Below are 18,733 nucleotides of genomic sequence, written 5' to 3' on the forward strand. Positions count from 1 at the left end.
CTTGGACGCCTTGTGTACCCTGCTCTACCCAAATGCGATGAGCTTGGCGGTACCGTCGGCCCACCTCCGCACCGGTACGTCCCAACATTGCGGACGTTAAGCCCCGAAAATAAGACCTCGTGACTGAGGTTAACATGGCGTATCCAACTCCTGTCCAAATGGCTTATTCTCCGAGACCCAGCACCCCGCTAAGACAGCTCTTTAAGCGACGCACGTATCCCGATACATAGACCCCAAAACATCAACATAAACAGCGGACCGTAAGACTGTCGAAGGTGAACACCTAGACTACGAGCGCAAATGCGCGACGCATTCGATGCAAAGATCTCGCGGGCGCAGCTCCTGAGTTGCCGCGGCTTGGATGAGTGATGTTTGAAGAAATCTAGCGAACATCGGATTCCAAAACACAGTGCAAGGAGCACCCAAATCGAGGGGACACGGCGTTCGGGGACCGATTACCTCCGTCAAACGCTCTGGCATTGGCAATAAGTGGGCACTCCAGTCTACCCGTGACCGTTGTGGACGACAGACGTTCGAAGCTGAGTCCGATCCACAGAATTGTCTTCTCGCATCGCCGCTACCAACCGGGAGCGTGTAGCACCTCTGCTTCGATCTTCTACGGCTCACGTATGCTTTCATCCAACCCGCGCAGTAACGGATAGAGGAAATAGGATACCACGCTCCGTTGCCCGATTTTCATTTCGGCCGTAACGGCCATGCCGGGGATCAGCTGCGTACGGGCGGAGGGCAGCCGAAGTTGCACGTCGGACAAATCGATCAGTACGCGGTAATGGGGAACTGTCGTGCGACGCGCAGCTTCGGCTTTAGGGTCTGGCGCAAATGAATCCTGACTGATGACGCGGACCGTTCCTGTTCCCGTCCCATACTTCTGGAAGGGGAAAGGCTCGAACTTGATCCGCACCGGCTGGCCTACCGATATTTGCCCGACATCCCTGCCCTCCACGTTGACCTCCGCCTGAAGCGGTACATCCCGCGGGACAAGCACGAAAAGCGTTTCCGCCTCTCGCACGACCGAACCGATCGTACGGCTGGCGACCTCCAGCACGATAGCGTCTGCCGGGGCCCTTAATACAATTAGTTGTCGGCGCAATTCGACTTTTTTCAGCTCTTCCGCTGCGCTGTCTCGCTTTGTCAGCGTCTCGACAAGGTCCTGGTACGCCGTGCGGCGAAAATCCTCGGCGAACACTTTCTGATCGGCTCGTGCTTTGTCCACCCGATGCGCGTAATCGGCGATATTGCCGCGTACACGAGCCAGACTACTTTCGACGTCGAGGCGAGCATCGCGGGAAAGCAGGAAATTCAGCTTTGATCCGACTTCCTTGTCCATCAACGTGCTGCGCATTGACTCGATCGACCGCATGTTATCAAGCCGCTGCGCCAGGACTGCTTCTTCGTTCTGCGCGGTTTTCAAATTGGCCTGAGCTGAAGCGATCTGCGCATCAAAATTCTGCATCTGCGCGTCGCGAGACGACTTCCTTTGCAGGAACATCTTTCGCTGCAGGACGGCATCGGCATCATCGAGGTCAGCGACGGCATAGTCAGCGCCAGCCAACTCAGCTCTTAGTCGAGCGATCGATGCATCGAAACCGGCAACTCTGTTTCGCAACTGGTCGTGATCCGCCTGCGAGAATGTCGGATCGAGCGTCGCCAGCAGGTCGCCGCGGTTTACCCGATCGCCGGCCCTGACATGGATCTCCCGGATAACCGAGGTCTCCAGCGGCTGCACCACGAGGTTCGGACGCATGGTAACCAGCTTACCTTGAGCCGTTACAATCATGTCGACCTGTGACACCGTGGCCCAGGTAACCGCAGCTACAATCAGTGCAAGGACACAATAGAGCGTTAGGCGTGCGAAACGCGGCGGCGACCGTTCCTCTACCTCGATCGCATCGGACTGAAATTCGGCGATCAGGCGCGGTTGCCGGGAGGCGGCCCTGAACAGCCTTGCCCGACGCCGCCCAACTTTTCGAGGCTGCGCCGACTTATCCGCATTCGCTATGGCTCGCGGTTTCTCCATCTTCATGCGATTTGCTTCATCTGCTGGTTCCAGAGATGTCGGTAGATGGTGCACTTCGAAAGCAAACGATCGTGACGATCCACGTCAACGATTTGACCGCGGTCGATCACCAGGATCTCGTTGGAGTCCGCGAGCATCGACAGTCGATGGGAAACGATAATAACGGTCCGTCCTTCGGCGATCCGCCGTAAGTTGCGGCGGATGATCATCTCGCTCTCGGAATCCAGCGCGCTGGTTGCCTCATCGAGAATGAGAATACGGGGGTCGGTGATGAGTGCCCGAGCGATCGCAAGACGTTGCTTCTGACCGCCCGACAGGTTTGAAGCGTCCTCTTCAATCATCGTATCGAAGCCACGAGGCAAGCGCTCGATGAATTCGTCGGCGCCGGCGAGCTGCGCGGCCCTTACTACTTCGGCAAACGTCGCATCGCGCTTCACGCAGGCGATGTTGTCTCGAACCGTACCTCGAAACAGAAAACTATCCTGCAGAACAACGCCGAGGTTCCGGCGCAGATGCTCGAGCTCGAGCTCCCGGGAATCGTAGCCGTCGATCCGCAGCAAGCCCTGCTGCACCGGATACATTCCAGCAATCAGGCGCGTAAGTGTGGTCTTGCCTGAGCCGCTGCGGCCGACGATTCCAAATACCGCGCCCGGCGCGATCGAGAATGATACGTTGTCCAGGGCCGGCGCACCTTCGGCACCGTACCTGAAGGATACGTTCTCGAACTCAATCTTCCCGGTCAGATCCGGCCGCAATCCATCGCGGTTGCCATCCCTTTCTGGCTTTTGGTTCATTACTTCGCCAAGCATTTTTACGGCCAGGGCGACTTCCTGATATTCGTGGACCATGGTGACGAGCTGGACCAGTGGTCCAGAAACTCGCCCTGCCAGCATGTTGAAGGCGACCAGTGCGCCGATGGTCAATTCGCCGCTGAAGACGTCTAGCGCGCCGAGGCCAATGATCCCAAGGGTCATCATCTTCTCGAGAAATCCGGTGACCGCCTGGGCTACCGCTGAAATCTTCTCGACACCAAAGCGCATGGACACCGATTGTGCGCACCGATCGTCCCAGGTCTTGCCTTGCAATGGCTCCATGGCCAGCGACTTCACCGTGCGCATGCCATGTACCGTCTCGACCAACAGCGCCTGCCGCGCACCTTCCGCCTGGTACAGATCATAGAGGCGCCGGCGGAACGGCCCCATCAACAAGGCGACAACGACAGCGATGACAGCGGTAAAGGCCATCACCACACAGGTCAGCTTCAAGCTGTAGAGCGCCAGTACCGGGATGAACACGAACAGCGACAACCCATCGAGTGTTGTCAGGAAAAGACGCCCGGTCAGGAATTCACGAATTCGCCCCGCCTGCTGCATATGCTTTACGAGAACGCCGGCCGAAATGTGCTCGAAGAAGGTTACAGGCAGGCCCAGAAGATGGCCGAATGTCTTGGTCGCGACACGGATGTCGACCTTATTCGTCGCATAGAGCAGCAGGTAGCGTCGCAAGAAGCCGAATATCGCATCGAACACCAGTGCAGCGGTAGCGCCGGCCGCAAGCACGTAAAGCGTAGTGAAGCTCTCGTGCACCAGGACTTTGTCAATGACTAGCTGAAAGAAGATCGGAAGCGCGAGACCGAGCGCATAGAGCAGCAAGGCACAAATGGTGACATCGATGAACAGCCGCCACTGGCGCAGCAGTTCGGGAACGAACCAGCGCAGCCCAAATTTCTTTCGGCCGTCCGACGACAGGTTTTCGCGCTTGATCAGGATGGCGTCTCCCTGCCATCGCGAGCAAAATTGGTCTCGGTCGACGATAAGCGGCTCGTCCTGGCGTTCGGCGAGCGGGTCAAAAACAACGACCGCCGCCGCACCATCCGATCTCTCCGCGGTGCGAAGAACGGCGACCCAATTGCCGTTCGAGAGCTGGAGTAGAACCGGATATGCATCCCCCATCCGGAAGAGAACACCCCAATCGAGCCGCGTGGCTTGCGCGCGCAGGCCCGCCTCCTTCGCCATCCGCAGCAAGAGTTCCACAGACGGCGGAGAACCATCGACGGCATAGGCGTGTCGCAGGCGCTCGACTGGCAAATCGATGCCGTGGTGGACCGCCACCCTGGCGAGACAGTCTAGTGCGGTCTGCGGATGCGCATCTTTCGATGTCGAAACGGGCGCTCCCGCTGCAGCGGAACCGCCAATTTCAGCGGAAATTGCTTGAGACATTCGGCGACCGCGGGCTGTTCGGGGTGGGTTGGCCGGCAGGTGAAGCACCGTGCGACGGATCGGTGCGCCGAACTGCGCCAGCATCGACCAGGCCCTGAAGTGCCTTCTGCATCACCTCAACTGAGTTCGCGAACGACTCCACCGAAAAGATCAGTCTTTGACGAAACACCCGCTTCGGAGCGTTGTTGGCATCCCGTTCGGTCGGTGAAAGACTGAACAGGTCCACACGCACGATCGAGCCGCCGACAGTGATTTCGCTTATGCCGTCCGTAAAGAGTTCCGTGTCCATTGTGGTGACTCCTATGCTGCCAATTCTGGCCTGAAGATCAACGCCGTAGCTCGTCTAATTGAAGTCATCAGAGACATACTCGAACCGCCGCAGGCCAGGGGGCCCATGTCCCCGGCCCGAACCGGCGAGCACAGGGGAGTACATGGGCAAGTATTTGAATAGGCAGCACGACAACAGAATCCGAAGCGGTCGGCGAGAATAATCTGCATTTAATATCCATTTAAAAGCCGCGTCAATTCGATTCTAAAATTAAATGTAGCGTCTATGAGACTCTGCGTCACCGGGAGAATCCGAATTGAACCGGATCGCCGGGCGCTTCCGTCGTTGCATCGAGCCTTGATCCGCTTCCGGTTCCCCGAATTAACAATGGTCGCTCCACTTCCGATCTGCCGCAAGGATGCGCAAAACAAATTTGGGTTCCAGAAATAACCCCCTGAGCGTCCATCAAGCTTAATTTGGAGTTTTATTTGCAGACCATTGAGCTCTCGCTAGATTGAAGTATGCCAAAGCGCCATGAGCCAACGATGAAAGATGATCTGACGGTTCGCTACGAGGAAATTCTTCGTCTCCGCGAGGAACTTAAGAAGTTGCTTGCCCGCTCAAAACAATCAAGTTTTCGAAAGAAATCTAACTCGTCGAAAAAATCGAGTCGCTCGCGCGACTAGAATCCCCTCTGGGCAACCGTCGCCGAGTACCTTGCGGATATCGCCGCAATGTTTTCAACCTACCCAAATTGATTAACTACCATTATTTAATTTTGGACAACCAATTTTTTCCTGTTATATTTAAATGCCTCAAATCCGGCCGGAGACTTCAACCGGCGTCTGGCCACACGATTGGTGCGGCCGTCGGCGCGGCGAATCACAGGCGGCGCAGCGAGCAGAAAAATGCTTCAAACTAACATGTTACAAGCCGAAAAGACCCGCGGCCCGCAGCCCAGCACGGCATACGGCGATGATTCCGGATCTGGCGGAGTAAGCGAGATTATCAATTTCGCGCTGGGCTTACTGCGACGCCAATACCTCGTGATCATCCTTACCGCGGCGTTCGCAATTACATCCTGCGCAATCTATCTGCGGATCACCCCACCGACTTACACCGCCCGCGTGCAGGTTCTGCTGGCGAACCCCAGGGCACAGTTCGTACAGCAGCAGTCGATACTTTCGGAGCCCGCCTTTGACCACAACCAGATCGAGACACAGATCCAGCTGCTCAAGTCCAGCGCACTCGCCACATCAGTCATCAATCAGCTGAACCTCGTCAACGATCCCGATTTCAGCGGTTCCGTATCCTCTCTGGCGTCGTTGTGGCGGGGGCCACGAACGTGGAACTCGACCCTGCCAGAGCCGTCCAAGGCGGGGACCCCAGCGACGCTGCCCGATACGGTTATCGCAGCATTCCAGGACCGGCTCTCAGCAAACCGGGTTGGCGTGAGCAGCATCCTGGAGATTAGCTTCAATTCAAGCAACGCCGAGCGGGCCGCCGAAATCGCAAACGCAGTTGCGAAGGCCTACATCAGCGAACAAATTAATGCGAAATTCGAAGCCAATCGAACTGCAACGAGCTGGCTTCAGGACAGGCTGCGCGATCTTGGCGACCAGGCGCTCAATGCTGAGCGCGCTGTTAATCAATACAAATCTCAGAACAACATCGTGTCCCCGGAAGGAAAGTCGATCGACGAGCAGCAGGTCACAGAGCTCAACAATCGGCTGATGGCGGCTCGGGCGCAGCTGACCGAAGCATCGGCCAGGTTAAATCAGTACGACGCTATATTGCGCACCAACCCGGCTAATTTGTCTTCGATGGGCACCCTGGACGCTGTTGGCTCCGACGTTACCAGCAATCCGATCATAAATGGTCTCCGACAGCAGTATCTTGAACTGACGAGACGCGAAAGCGAGTATTCGGCCAGATTCGGACCTAATCATCAGGCCGTTCTCACTCTACGCAATCGTATGCGCGATCTGCGTTCTTCGATTTTCGAGGAGGTCAGAAGGCTCGCCGAAAACACTCGAAATGACCTCGAAGTTGCCAAACAGCGACAGCAACAGATTGAGAAACAATTGGCCGAAGCGGTGGTTCAATCGCGCACAACGGATGCGGCTGAGTTAACCATAAGGGAGCTAGAAAATCGTGCGAAGGGTTTGCGCAGCCTGTCTGACATGTTCCAGCAGCGCTACATCGGCTCCAAGCAGCAGGAGAGTTTTCCCATCTCCGAGACAAGGATAGTTCAGCCTGCGTCGCCGCCGCAGAGCAAGAGCAAGCCGAAAAGTAAGATAGTCATGGCGCTGGGCTTGATTGGCGGCATCGGCTTCGGGATCATGTTGGGCTTGCTCCGAGAGCTAATGGATCGCGTCTTCCGCACCTCCGCGCAGATCGAAGCCGAACTGGGACTGCCATGCCTCGCGTTGGTGCCGGAGCTCGTCGTGCCGCAGTCGCCGATGCGCAGAGCCAAATCGCGCTCGACCGACGGGGATCCGGGCCAGCGGACCATTGCGAGGGATTCGGCTGTCCACCGTGCCGTCATCGACAGGCCGCTATCGAGGTTCGCCGAGGCGATACGTTCGATCAAGCTGGCAATCGATCTCAATGCGACCAAGACCTCAAATCAGGTTATTGGCATCACCTCAGCTCTTCCCAATGAGGGCAAGACCACGATTGCAGCTTCCCTGGCACAGCTCGTTGGGCATGGTGGAAAGAGCGTCATCATCGTCGACTGCGACCTGAGGAATCCCTCACTGTCCTCCAGTCTCGCACCAAGTGCAGCCGCCGGCATAATCGAGGTCACCAATGGCACTCAGTCGATAGAAGAGACAGTTTGGCGGGACGCGACGACGAACCTGGCGTTCTTGCCGGCCGTTCGTCGGAACGACCTGCTGCACAGCAGCGAACTCCTTTCGACTGACTCAATGCACAAGCTCTTCGACCGATTACGGGCGAGTTATGACTACGTCATCGTCGATCTTCCCCCCTGACACCATTGGTCGATGTTCGCGCCACAACACAGCTCGTCGACCACTTTATCCTCGTCGTCGAATGGGGACAGACGAAGATCGACGTCGTCAAGCATGCGCTGCACACCGCGCCTACCATCCACGACAGTTTGATCGGCACTGTCCTCAACAAGACCGACATCAAGGCAATGGCTCGCTACGACAGCTATTTGCGCGATTACTACAGCGAGGACCACTGCGCCCGCTACGGCCTGTCCAGTTCCGGCTAAGCAGGGATTTGTTATTCTATATCGGTGATAATTAGTTGTTCGCGCTGGCCCGCAACTGTTGCAGGCCCGCAACACACGGGGACTGCTTTCAGTTAGATCGACGAACAGGCTGGTTCGATTCGCCCAGCAGTGCCAACGTGCGCACCATTGGTCTCAGGTGATAGTTGGGGGAACAGTTCTGATCCGGACGCTGCAAATCGGGGCGAGAATCGCGGTCGGCATTATGACCCTGTTCTGTGCCGGATGTATCATCACGCCGGGTAGCGGTCCGTTGGGCGCTGACGTCCAGAGGGCCAAGGAAGGCAGCGAGCCGGCCGCCCTCCCCTACGCGCTGGTCAAGCTGACCCCGGAAGTCGTCAACATTCTTGGCCAACACATACCCAGGCTATCCACGGCGTTTGCCGCTCAAACCCCGCCGAAGGCATTTCGCTTCGGGATCGGCGACATTGTCAGCGTCACTATTTTTGAGGCCGCGGCCGGCGGTCTTTTCACGTCCGAAGCGGGCGTTCGCGCTGGCAATTTTGTCACCATTCCCAACCAAGCGGTCGACGAACTAGGCAATATCTCGGTTCCATATGCGGGTTCTATTCGGGCCAAGGGCCGCACGCCCTTCGAGATTAGCAAGGAGATCACGGACAAACTCAAGGCTCGCGCCCTTGAACCGCAGGTGGTGGTCAATCTCGCGACGCAGAACACTTCTTTGATCACCGTCCTTGGTGACGTGCGAAACGCCGGTCGTTTCCCAGCCAGTCCTTCTGGCGAACGCGTCCTCGACGCGATCGCACGTGCAGGCGGCCCGTCCGCGCAAGGCTACGACACTTGGGTCTCACTCAAGCGGATGGGACATCGCGCCAGTGTGCCATTTGGCGCGCTGATGTATGAGCCCGCCAATGACATTTATGTGCTCCCCAACGATGTCATTTACCTATTCAATATGCCTCAGACCTTCGTCGCGTTTGGCGCTGGCGGGACCCAAGGCCTATTCAAGTTCGACGCGTGGCGCCTGTCGCTGGCCGAAGCAATCGGAAAACAAGGCGGACTGAATGACGCTCAAGCCGACCCGGCCTCGGTGTATCTCTACCGCGGTGAAACGCGAGCGATTGCCAAAGAGATCGGTGTCGACGTCAGGCCATTTCAGGGCGACATCATTCCGATCATTTTTCATGTAAACCTTCGAGATCCCTCGGGCTATTTCCTGGCCCAGTCCTTCGCCATGCGGAACAAGGACGTTATGTACACATCTAACTCGGTTAGCGTGGAAACCACCAAGTTCCTGGTCTTCCTGAGAACCATCATGGCGACCGTGAACGACCCGATCATCTACGCAACCAACTTCTTTGCTCTCAAAGCTGCTGCTTCGGGCACCGGAACGACGACGATTATCACAACGCCGCCGCCGATTACGAGCACCCCATAGTCGTTGAGTTCCGGCTTAACACCGGAACACGGGGATTGATGAGGCAAATGAATATGAGCGCCGGTGCGGGTCGCATTTGACCGCGCCGGCCCGGCTTTCGGCCAACGTTGTCCTACCCGCGCCACAGCGCCGCGACCGTCGCGCAGCCCAACGCTGCATAACGACCTAACCCGCCTTCAACCAAGGCTGACTGGAGGACGCAGGATCGATCCCTGCGAGGGATGATGATCGTCCTTGCCAAGCGGGGCGGACCTCCACTACCCGTTGCCGCACGGATCATTTGCGAATGGGAAACCAGCCGGCCATGTCGTCCGCGACCGCAAAAATACCCCAATTTATTTAATTCGACGCCGCTTTTATCTTGATTTATTTAAAGCGTTAATAATAGATTAAAACTTAATTGCAGAAAGCTCGAACTTCGGGTTCTGGCATGAACTTTATTAACCGACATATTGCAGCCGGCCTCCACGAGGGAATTGCCCTCGAAGAATACAGCTCTCCGTTGGGTGCCCAACGGAAATGGCCAATTCGGTATGGGTCCATCGAGTTGGTTGCGATCTGCGCCGATCTCGCCACCATCGTTCTCGCAAGCATCATCTCGGTCTTCTTGTACCGGATCTACAGTAGTTGGGCAGCGGCAGATCTTGCAAACGCGATCGGCTCGGCCATCGTCGTATCGGCGATGTTTGTGTCGTTGCTGAAGATGCGGGGCATGTACAGGCCAAGCGAACTGCTGGTCCTGCGCAGTCAGATCCGCGCCGTTTGCGGCGCGTTGCTATACGCATTTATCGTTCTCGCTGCTGCGGCCGGTTTGCTCAACTTCGGTGACGATTTCTCTCGCGGCGCCGGAGTAGCCTTTGCGCTTACCAGTCTTGCATTGCTTCTTGTCGAACGAACTCTCATGAAGAGCTTGCTCATGAGGGGCCTCAGCGGAAGAAAGTTCGCCGGCGGCAATATCATTCTGATTTCGGACCAACCACAATCCAGTGATGTGGGGCTGGTGCCTGCGCTGACCATGCTCGGTTTTTGTGTGACCAAGCATTTCAGTTTGCCTCCGCCCCATTCCGGCTCAGATCACCGCAAGCGGCTCAGCGCCCACGTCATAGAGAATGCGCGTGGCTCTAACGTCGAGGAGATCATCGTCGAGGCAGATCCCAACCGATGGGCAGAATTACGCGCATTTGTCGCCGAACTGCGAGTTCTGCCGACTCCGGTCGCCTTTGTTCCTGTCGGAGCGCTTTCGGAGATGTTCCGGCGGCCCACCCGGGACCTCGGTAGCGCCGTATGCGTGGAAGTTCAGCGAAGACCGCTTACGTTTCTCGAGCGCGCCATCAAGCGGTTCTTGGATTTGATCGGCGCCGGCCTTGCCTTGCTTATTCTGTCACCCCTGTTTGCTGTAGTTGTCATAGCGATCAAGCTGGATTCATCTGGTCCGGTCCTTTTCAGACAGCAACGCTGCGGCTTCAACGGTCGGAGCTTCTCGATCTACAAATTCCGCACTATGCGCGTATTGGAAGACGGGCCGTCGGTCGTCCAGGCGCGACCGGTCGACAGCCGTGTGACCCGCATTGGAAAATGGTTGCGTCGCACGAGCATCGACGAACTACCGCAGTTGCTCAACGTGCTGGACGGAAGTATGTCACTTGTTGGACCGCGCCCGCACGCCATCTCGCAGGATGGCCAGTTTGATAAGGTTGTCCGCAACTACGCCTTCCGGCGGCGCGTGAAGCCCGGGTTGACAGGTTGGGCGCAAATACACGGGTGCCGAGGACCCACACCCACCACCGCCTCTATTGAGCGGCGGGTAGAGTACGATCTTTGGTATATCGACAATTGGAGCGTTCGGCTGGATCTGGTTATCCTGCTCCAGACACCAATTGAGGTACTTCGCGCTCGGAACGCCTATTAGATGCCAAAGTGGACGTCGATAGTCGTGCCCCTCAGTGAAGCGGCACGTCGCAGGGTAAGCGTAACCGATGCGGTGCCAATTCGAGCCCGGAAATTAGGAATTAGTATTGCTTCTCTTGAACCAGAGCGTCAGCGATGTGCGCCAGAAGCGCCTGTTCGTCCGTTTGGATCGTCCGGCGAACGCTGTGATTTCGCGACGTCGTCTTCTCGCCTTGCGGAAGGCCGGGCACTAGCCCATTCAGTTCATTTTCGATTTCTGCCCAATCCCGATTGGTCACCGCTTGCCTCTGCCGCGCATCGATAATGCCTTACGCCAGGTTATCCCAGTTCGCCGGCCGCACCTCCAATTATTGATTTCGTGGTTAATAATACCTGATCGATCAGCTCACGCTCGCTGACGGGCCCTCGTACCAGTCTCGCTAATCCGGAACTCTTCAATCTTGCGTCCCGACTTGACTGCTGCAACCAGCCACCTCGGCCGCTTGCCGCGGCCCGACCAGGTTTCGGAGGTCTGAGGATTGCGATACTTTGGCAAGACCCGGGGATACTTGCGGCGGGGCTTGCCGTCCGGTTGCAAATTCCCCAAATCATCCGCGACGATTGTGCCGCGGCTAAGCACTGCCAAGCGCTTCTCGAGTTCGCCTTTTTCGGCCCTGATCCGCGCTGATAAAATTCCGCTGATCTCTCCGTGAAGCGCCCAAAGCTCATCCAGAGACCAGGACTCAAAATCGATCTTCTTCGGAGCCATGCCGTCGCTCTTGATTCCCCTTGAACATAAGGCGATGTCACACGCCCGAATAATAATCAAGGGGGACGACAAGAGTTCCACGGGAAAATGGATTATTCTGGCTCTCTTAGAGGTTGTTTTGACACAGAAATCTAGCCGCGCGAAATGCCCAGCCTGGGCGGCCCTTTTGAACTGGCGGCAAGGCTCGGTTGCCGCCGCCGGTACTGCGCTCTCCTGCGCGCCCCCTGCCTTTGTGGTGAAAGAAAAACGACAGCCGGCATCTGATGACTTCGATGTCCTTCAGGACGCGCTGCCGAAGCTCAATCTGCTGCCTAAGTTGGCTAAGATCACTCGATGCGGCGGAGGGTACCATGCAGCGACCAACCGCATCTTGAAGACGACAAAGAGACGAACCAATAGAATAATCCATTTGGGCACCTACGCAAAAACTACAGCAATGACCCCTACCCTAATCCTGCCTTCATTCACCACGCGTCGCCCTCCCTTTCCCGACGCCCATCGACTCTTTTAAAAACAGCAAATAATCTCTTGCTTTTAACTAAATTAAATTATTAAATTTGCAATAAAATAATGTTTGGAAAAAACCAAAACCTATCAAATTCAAACTTCGCACGTATTAGGCGTCATCGCCAGCGATATTTCGAGGATTGGATGCTTCCGGAAAGACCGCAATCTGTTAGCCTTAACGGACCCGCGATGCGCAGGACAGACTTGGAGACAATGGATTTTGACGAGCTTTGGCTCTTGCATGAGCAGCTCACCAAACTCCTGTCTGAAAAGATCACCGCGGAAAAACTTCAATTGGAGCGACGTCTAGCGCAGTTGAGCCGCGTAGAGCAGATGCGCGACACTGAGGGCGCGCCCGCTAGCCGTCCCCGACGCAAATATCCAAAAGTCGAGCCAAAATACTGGAACCCCTCCCAGCCGACGCAAAAGTGGTCTGGACGCGGAAAGCAGCCGAGATGGCTGGTCGCCGCCTTAAGCGCCGGGCGGAAGTTGGAAGACTTTGCAATAGACAAAAGCGTCAATCATGCAGACGACGATAATCACAACGATGAGACCTCCTGAAGCGGGTCGCGGTCAACGCATTCCATCTGCATAGGAATTTGGCCCTCTGCACGCGTGTACTCGAGGTAGGCCACTAGATTGCTGCGAATACCTGCGACCTCCCCAAGCAATATCCCGCAAAGTTCCATACGTGACGTGAGGGCCGGTGTTGCGTTAGCCCTGGTCACAACGCGAAGCTGTTTGTGGGCGTGCTTTATTGTTTTGAACGAATCCTGAAGAGCTCTATTGTAGGCCTTGCTTGTAACGCCATTACCCATCGCATCCCCCCTGTGCCAGGAAAGCAAGGATTTTCGAAATGTTAGACGACGGTGGCGGGAGGCAGATTCAATGTTTCGAGAATTTTATGCGCTGCAATGAACAGGCCGCCGGGCAGGAGCCGGACGATGATTTGCTCGATACTACGTTGGCTGGTCGGCTCCTGCCCTTGCGCAGGGGACCCAGCAGGAGCATTTCACGGCAGCTCGAGCCTCAGCATGGAATTGGTGGGAATCGGACACCCGAGAGAACCTTCCCCTGCTGATCGGGCTGGGGCATGTTCGCACTCGAGGTTAGCTTCGGTAACACAAACAAGGGGGACCGTAATGTCGACTGCGCCTCGAATTCTCATTTGGTCGGTCTCCGTGACCGCAATCTTTGCTATTTCCACGAGCTCCATAGAAGCGGCAGATTGGACCGTCCAGCCGGTTTCGACGGCAGGAGCGGACGCTGGCGCGCACCGCTGGAATGCAAGACCGTTGCGTTCAGTCGGACTTCGCCATGCTCGGTGCGAGCTAGTAGAAGGGGTGCGGGGTGCTACCCCCTGACCGTGCCATTTTTCGGTTCCGGCTGGTATCCTGGACCTGCGCATTACGGACATTGCCGCCGCTATCGAGCGGATGCGGTCATTTCAGTCAGGTATTAGCGGCTAGCGCTGGGCAGAGGTTGATACCTGTTCGCCCCGGCGCCAACGTCCGAAGGTCCAACAAAAACACATTAGGTCGTCGTCACCGACTAGTTCGTCATCATCAATGCCCGCTAGCTGTTCGAGAGCAAGCGGCCGCTGCCTCTCCCGCGATCCTTCGCACCACAAAGATTACCAGAGTTCGGACGCGCTCATGAATTGCCTGAGCGCGTCCAAATCCGTTTGAGCCTCAACTGCTACGAGAAGTGGAAGTCATTACTGTTGATTGAGCTCAGCTTGGTATTTTTTAACGTCAGCGAGTTGTCCGCATCAGCCGAAATGACGACATTTTCGCCTACCTGCGTTGCATGGGCGAGAACGCTCGCGAAACTGTCGAAGACGCTCTTGCTGAACTGAACCACATCGTGGGACCGTCCGTATGTATCGAAATCCTTGATGAGGTCGTTCCCGAAGTTCGGCGCAAACACGAAGGTGTCAGCGCCACCATTCCCAGCAAAGAGGTCATCGCCAGAGGTGCCCTTCAGTGTGTTGCTACCTGTCGAGCCGAGGATAGCACTGCCCGAAGTACCAACAACCTGACCGGTGCTATCGATCTGCTTGGCAGTATACGTATGCACCGTGTCGGATACGGCGGACGATGTCTTGAAGGACCAGCTACCGTCGGCAGCCGTATTCACCGTTCCCAGCGATGCGCTGCCGTCGTACAGCTTGATCTGACTGTTGGCATCGGCGACGCCTTTGATCGTGACGATGTCGCTCCAGTTCTTGTACATGGTGGTCAAATCGACGGACGAAGTCGGCGCAGGTGCACTGGAAGCACCGACCTGTCCGTCACTATTGAGATCCTGATGGAAGCTCGTCTCGAGCGTTTTGAGGCCATCGTTCGTACCCGACACCTGGCCGCCCGACACGGAGCCGGTCAGGGCGCTGACATGGGAAACGTAGTTGCCGTTGTTGTCGGTGTTCCAGGCCGTGTACTGACCGGTGCTGGCCTCCTTCCAAGCAACCTGATAGCCCGTCGCCGTCCTCTCCGCACCGATCGGCGTCCAGGTGCCATCTTGCCCTTCCACAAAATCAGCACCGCCATACTTCAACGTAGGGCCGGATCCGCTGCTGCTGTAGAGGTAGTATTTGCCGCCGCTCTCAACGAGACTTGTCGCGCCAGCCGACTCGACTTGCTCACTCGGAGTTGGCGTTGGCGACGTGGGTGGAACCTGGGGAGCCGAGGTACCGATGCTGGCCGTGACCACGGCGGACGCCGCGCCGGTGTTGCCTGCCGCATCCGTCGCCTTTGCAGTAAGGCTGTGCGAACCGGCCGCAAGGGCGCCGGTGGTATAACCCCACGCACCACTGCTATTGGCTGTCGCGGTCCCGATCTGGGCGGTGCCGTCGAACACCTTCACGACGCTGTTCGCTTCCGCCGTACCAGCCAGGTTCAAGCTGCCATTGGCGTTGTTGGTTGGCGTCGCCATCGTCGGGGCCGTGGGCGCCGCGGTGTCAATTTTCACGGCAAGTACCGATGACGTCGAACTGGTGCCCGACGTCGTGGTGGCTGTGGCCTTGAGGCTATGGTTGCCGTCCGATAGCGCAGCGGTCGTGTAGGTCCACGCGCCACTGCTGTTGGCCGTGGTGGTCCCAATCTGGGTCGTACCGTCGAGCACCTTCACGGTGCTGTTGGCGGCAGCAGTGCCCTGGAGCTGGAGCGTGTTGTCGCTGGTGATGCCGTCGCCGGCCGCTCCGGTGTCGTTCGAGAACGACGCGATCGTCGGTGCGGAAGGCGCGGTGGGCGTCGAAGGCGGCGGGGTCGGCGGGGTCGGCGCCGAGGTTGGGTAAGGCGTCGGGTCGGTGTTGTTGTCCCATTGGACGTTGTTGCGAATGGTCGCGCTCGTATTCTGTACCGCGACGTAGCCGTAATGCCCGCGCTCAATGTAGTTGTTCTCGATCACGACGTTGGAGATAACGCCGTTCAGCCCGGCCTTTTGGTCCACGTACACCGTGTACGCCGGGTCACCAGACATCAGGTTGCCTCTGACGACGACATCGTTGACCGAACCAAAGTCGTTGTCGATAAAGACCGCGGCCGTGCCGTTGTTACTGGGCGTGAGAATCGTATTGTGCTCGATGACCACATGGTTTTGGCCGCCCAGGGCGGTGATGCCGTCATAGTGCGGATCGGCGCTGCCGTAAAACAAGTCGTGGATATAGTTGCCGCTGACGGTGCTCGCGCCGTCCGTTAATTGGATGCCAATCGAGACATGCGAAATGTCGTTGCCGACAAACGTTCCCGAGCCGAGAATGCCCGAATTGGTTAAGTTGCCTCCGATGATTTTGCTGTTCTCAACCCGAAGGTTGGGCGCGTCCTCGCCCTCGATGCCCCACCAACCATTACTCTGGATGATGCAGTTACGGATCGTTACGTTCGCAGCGTCGATGGTAAGTTGGCCGTTAATGACCATGTTCTCGATAATGGTGCCGTCCCTCGTGATGTTCATCGGCCCCGTGTAGGGGGTGGGCGTCACGCCAGCCTTAACGCCCGCCGTCGTCGCATCAGGCATGCCGAAACGGGCAGGATCAATGGTACCAGTCATGTGCTTACTCGCGCGTTGATGTTGATGAAGACGGTGTGGTCTTCCGCGCGCGACATTTTTGCGACGACATCACGGCTTGGCTGAGGTCATTTCTCGCAGACCAGTCGATGATTGAATGGCGGAAGCAACATTTACCGCTCGTCGGCTAAACGCCACCACTTCAGCCTGAACTGGAACTCGACTTCAGCCTCGTTCAGCGGTTCAAGACCATACGCGACACGCGCGACCTCACCGAAGGCACAGACAACTGCTACCCACTAACGGCTGCTCTTTCTTATGCCGCGCTCTCAAAACAAATCGCTACAGTGCAGCGAAACATGCGATTCCGGAGTTGACCAGTTCATTGTCTTTCGGCCCCGGATTCTGCAGTTGTGGGTCAGAAAATGTCCTCGATGGAGGGCGATGGTATCGACACCGTCACGAGCGGCATCGTGTGCTAGGCGGTTGCGGCGCGGATACGTTCGTCTTTGCCGCAGAGAAAGCACGACACGGCCGGTTTCGAAAAAAGCGAGATAAAATCGATCTCACACATTGCAACCTTTAGATCCATCTTGGCGTTTCTCATTGAATTCATGGACGTCCATTTTGGACAAGAAGCCCGAAAGAGCCGTAGAACTGCACTTGAGAATTAATCTCAACGGCCTGACATCAAGCTTAACAATCGAGTTTCGTTGCGGCCGATTCAATAGAATCCAGCATGCTGCAATTGCACCGGGCTCCGTTATCACAAATTTGGCGCCTAATTGATTACCCGACGGCCAATGGGCTCCGCGACGCCTATATTACGATAGCTCTTGATATGGCAGGGCGCAGGGCCAATTTACACATGACCAATTTACTGTACTGGCAATCTGTCTCTGTTCCGGTCTTCGCGGCTATCCGGTTTGGACAGTCTTGTTGCTGGAAGTAGTAGCAGCAGTCGCCTATCTCATCGACCGCAAGGCGCATTTGGAATCGGGATCAAGGAGTGGGGTGCTGCCTATCCACTTATGATAGTCGCAGCAAGCGTGCCGCCAGCGGGCATTTTATGTGCAATTGGCTGGCTTGCTGGCCGAGCGCTCTCGCAAGTCCTAGAATGAGCCAGCTTTCATTAAGGCGAGCGCGTCGATATTGATGCGATGGCACCGAATACTGTTTAGGCTTCCCCGACGTTCATTGCGTTCGCTACGCTTTCACCATAGTCCTTGTGGCCAGAGCTAACCGAGAGCGAGCGTGGTATTATCCTTTTGCTTGAACACGTCGGCGCGTTCGGCTTGCTCGGTTTCCTTTTCTTTGTCAGTTACCCTGAACGTGCTCTGCACTGCTCGCCTTGTGCTGCTTCGCAGTGCCGTTGCGCTTGAGCTTGCGACCGCCGCCGCGCAGTGGGTGGAGGTGCTTACGTCACACTTCCGAACCGGAGTCGTCTCATCGAACCATTTTAGGTCAATCCGCTATCTTTTGCTGGGAAGTGTGGTGCCCAAAGTCGAAATCGGGAAACCTTGTGACTAGCGCAGTCTTCAAGAACTGGACATGCCTAATAGTCGCTTCCAGTTCGTTCAAGCGCCTCTGCCCTTCTGCTATCTCGCGGCCGAGCAAATTCTGATAATGGCTATCCTCCGGATCTCGCGTTAGATACTCATCGGAATCATTGCCCAAGGTTACTGCCGATCGCGCTAACGCGTCATCGATACGTGCTTTCAGGCCAGCCTGCTCAGCTTTCGCGCCCTCCAGCGCATCCTCTATCGACCGAAAAATGGATGTAGCGCGGGCGCGGTCAGTTTCGGTATCTCGGCTGGCCGATCGCGCCTTGAAATTGACGGCGGTGCGCGCCTTTAGAAATCGCTGAAACATCTTCGAGCTTCTCCAGGATGGCTGGGTCGAGATTAGATGCTGAGTCGTCACAGCCAAGTTATCACGAAATGCGACCGTTCGGCGCAAGATTGCTTTCGTGCGAATCATGCCGGTCTATGGGCAGGGTCGAGGCTCCCCAGTTGATCATCCAAGCCATCGCCCGCGCATGGGGCCGCCCATCGCTGCCCGATTGGAACTGTGTTGATGCCGCACCGATGCCGATCTCTGATCAGCAAACTCCGAACCCGAACGAGATCCGACGTGAAAACGAGTTGTGCTCGCAGGAATGAAACCTGAAAGGCCACCAATCTTCTGAGCGCTCAAAGCCTCGCGCCGTAAGTCAACCTCCAAGCAATCTGCTTCCGGCCTGCTCGACAAATCAATTCGATGCGGCCCGCAACACCCATCTTCCCACTGTTTGCAGGTACTGGGCATGCCCGCCCCTAGATGACGGCCGCCAAATAAATGTTTATACTATTTAATTCTATTAAATAAAATAAGTTG

General features: G+C 56.6%; 13 protein-coding genes. 7 read left to right on the top strand and 6 right to left on the bottom strand.

Translation table 11 applies throughout. From position 1 onward, the window contains the following. Nucleotides 1–616 precede the first annotated feature (616 nt). The 3 genes from ACFXS9_RS24795 to ACFXS9_RS24805 are packed head-to-tail and all read right to left on the bottom strand — an operon-like array spanning nucleotide 617 to nucleotide 4,546. Nucleotides 617–2,044, bottom strand: a complete 1,428-nt coding sequence (locus ACFXS9_RS24795) for an HlyD family type I secretion periplasmic adaptor subunit (RefSeq protein ID WP_392693004.1) — start codon at nucleotides 2,042–2,044, stop codon at nucleotides 617–619. Further along, the gene (locus ACFXS9_RS24800; protein ID WP_392699998.1) at nucleotides 2,041–4,257 is read right to left on the bottom strand and encodes a peptidase domain-containing ABC transporter; all 2,217 of its coding nucleotides are present in this window, start codon (nucleotides 4,255–4,257) and stop codon (nucleotides 2,041–2,043) included. The genes ACFXS9_RS24795 and ACFXS9_RS24800 overlap by 4 nt, the downstream gene beginning before the upstream one ends. Next, complete coding sequence (locus tag ACFXS9_RS24805) at nucleotides 4,235–4,546, bottom strand: hypothetical protein (protein WP_392693007.1); 312 nt, start codon at nucleotides 4,544–4,546, stop codon at nucleotides 4,235–4,237. Before ACFXS9_RS24805 ends, ACFXS9_RS24800 begins: the two co-directional genes overlap by 23 nt. 902 nt (nucleotides 4,547–5,448) lie before the next feature. On the opposite strand from ACFXS9_RS24805, the gene ACFXS9_RS24810 reads away from it, so the two are divergent. The 4 genes from ACFXS9_RS24810 to ACFXS9_RS24825 all read left to right on the top strand — a co-directional run bounded on the left by ACFXS9_RS24810 (nucleotide 5,449) and on the right by ACFXS9_RS24825 (nucleotide 11,095). After that, nucleotides 5,449–7,521, top strand: a complete 2,073-nt coding sequence (locus ACFXS9_RS24810) for an AAA family ATPase (protein ID WP_392693010.1) — start codon at nucleotides 5,449–5,451, stop codon at nucleotides 7,519–7,521. A 5-nt stretch (nucleotides 7,522–7,526) separates the two neighbouring features. Beyond that, the gene (locus ACFXS9_RS24815) at nucleotides 7,527–7,769 is read left to right on the top strand and encodes a hypothetical protein (protein WP_392693013.1); all 243 of its coding nucleotides are present in this window, start codon (nucleotides 7,527–7,529) and stop codon (nucleotides 7,767–7,769) included. A gap of 223 nt (nucleotides 7,770–7,992) precedes the next feature. Further along, a complete protein-coding gene (locus ACFXS9_RS24820; RefSeq protein ID WP_392693016.1) occupies nucleotides 7,993–9,186 on the top strand; it encodes a polysaccharide biosynthesis/export family protein in 1,194 nt (397 codons plus the stop codon). A 430-nt stretch (nucleotides 9,187–9,616) separates the two neighbouring features. Continuing rightward, complete coding sequence (locus ACFXS9_RS24825) at nucleotides 9,617–11,095, top strand: undecaprenyl-phosphate glucose phosphotransferase (protein WP_392693018.1); 1,479 nt, start codon at nucleotides 9,617–9,619, stop codon at nucleotides 11,093–11,095. A 384-nt stretch (nucleotides 11,096–11,479) separates the two neighbouring features. On the opposite strand, the gene ACFXS9_RS24830 is transcribed toward ACFXS9_RS24825, so the two are convergent. Beyond that, on the bottom strand, nucleotides 11,480–11,842 hold the full coding sequence (locus ACFXS9_RS24830) for an H-NS family nucleoid-associated regulatory protein (protein WP_392693021.1): 363 nt from the start codon (nucleotides 11,840–11,842) through the stop codon (nucleotides 11,480–11,482). On the opposite strand from ACFXS9_RS24830, the gene ACFXS9_RS24835 reads away from it, so the two are divergent. Both ACFXS9_RS24835 and ACFXS9_RS24840 read left to right on the top strand, forming a co-directional pair. Further along, on the top strand, nucleotides 11,841–12,353 hold the full coding sequence (locus ACFXS9_RS24835) for a hypothetical protein (protein ID WP_392693024.1): 513 nt from the start codon (nucleotides 11,841–11,843) through the stop codon (nucleotides 12,351–12,353). The genes ACFXS9_RS24830 and ACFXS9_RS24835 overlap by 2 nt on opposite strands. 209 nt (nucleotides 12,354–12,562) lie before the next feature. Then, entirely contained in the window at nucleotides 12,563–12,910 is a 348-nt protein-coding gene (locus tag ACFXS9_RS24840) for an H-NS family nucleoid-associated regulatory protein (protein ID WP_392693026.1), read from the top strand. 1,137 nt (nucleotides 12,911–14,047) lie between these two features. On the opposite strand, the gene ACFXS9_RS24845 is transcribed toward ACFXS9_RS24840, so the two are convergent. Together ACFXS9_RS24845 and ACFXS9_RS24850 are read right to left on the bottom strand one after the other, a co-directional pair. After that, entirely contained in the window at nucleotides 14,048–16,399 is a 2,352-nt protein-coding gene (locus ACFXS9_RS24845) for an Ig-like domain-containing protein (RefSeq protein ID WP_392693028.1), read from the bottom strand. Nucleotides 16,400–17,821: 1,422 nt separating this feature from the next. Further along, the gene (locus ACFXS9_RS24850; protein ID WP_392693031.1) at nucleotides 17,822–18,229 is read right to left on the bottom strand and encodes a hypothetical protein; all 408 of its coding nucleotides are present in this window, start codon (nucleotides 18,227–18,229) and stop codon (nucleotides 17,822–17,824) included. Nucleotides 18,230–18,369: 140 nt separating this feature from the next. On the opposite strand from ACFXS9_RS24850, the gene ACFXS9_RS24855 reads away from it, so the two are divergent. Beyond that, on the top strand, nucleotides 18,370–18,519 hold the full coding sequence (locus tag ACFXS9_RS24855) for a hypothetical protein (RefSeq protein WP_392693033.1): 150 nt from the start codon (nucleotides 18,370–18,372) through the stop codon (nucleotides 18,517–18,519). Nucleotides 18,520–18,733: the final 214 nt, after the last annotated feature.

Origin of the sequence: Bradyrhizobium sp. RDI18, assembly GCF_043203335.1 — a bacterium.
In the GTDB taxonomy this organism is placed as follows: domain Bacteria; phylum Pseudomonadota; class Alphaproteobacteria; order Rhizobiales; family Xanthobacteraceae; genus Bradyrhizobium; species Bradyrhizobium retamae.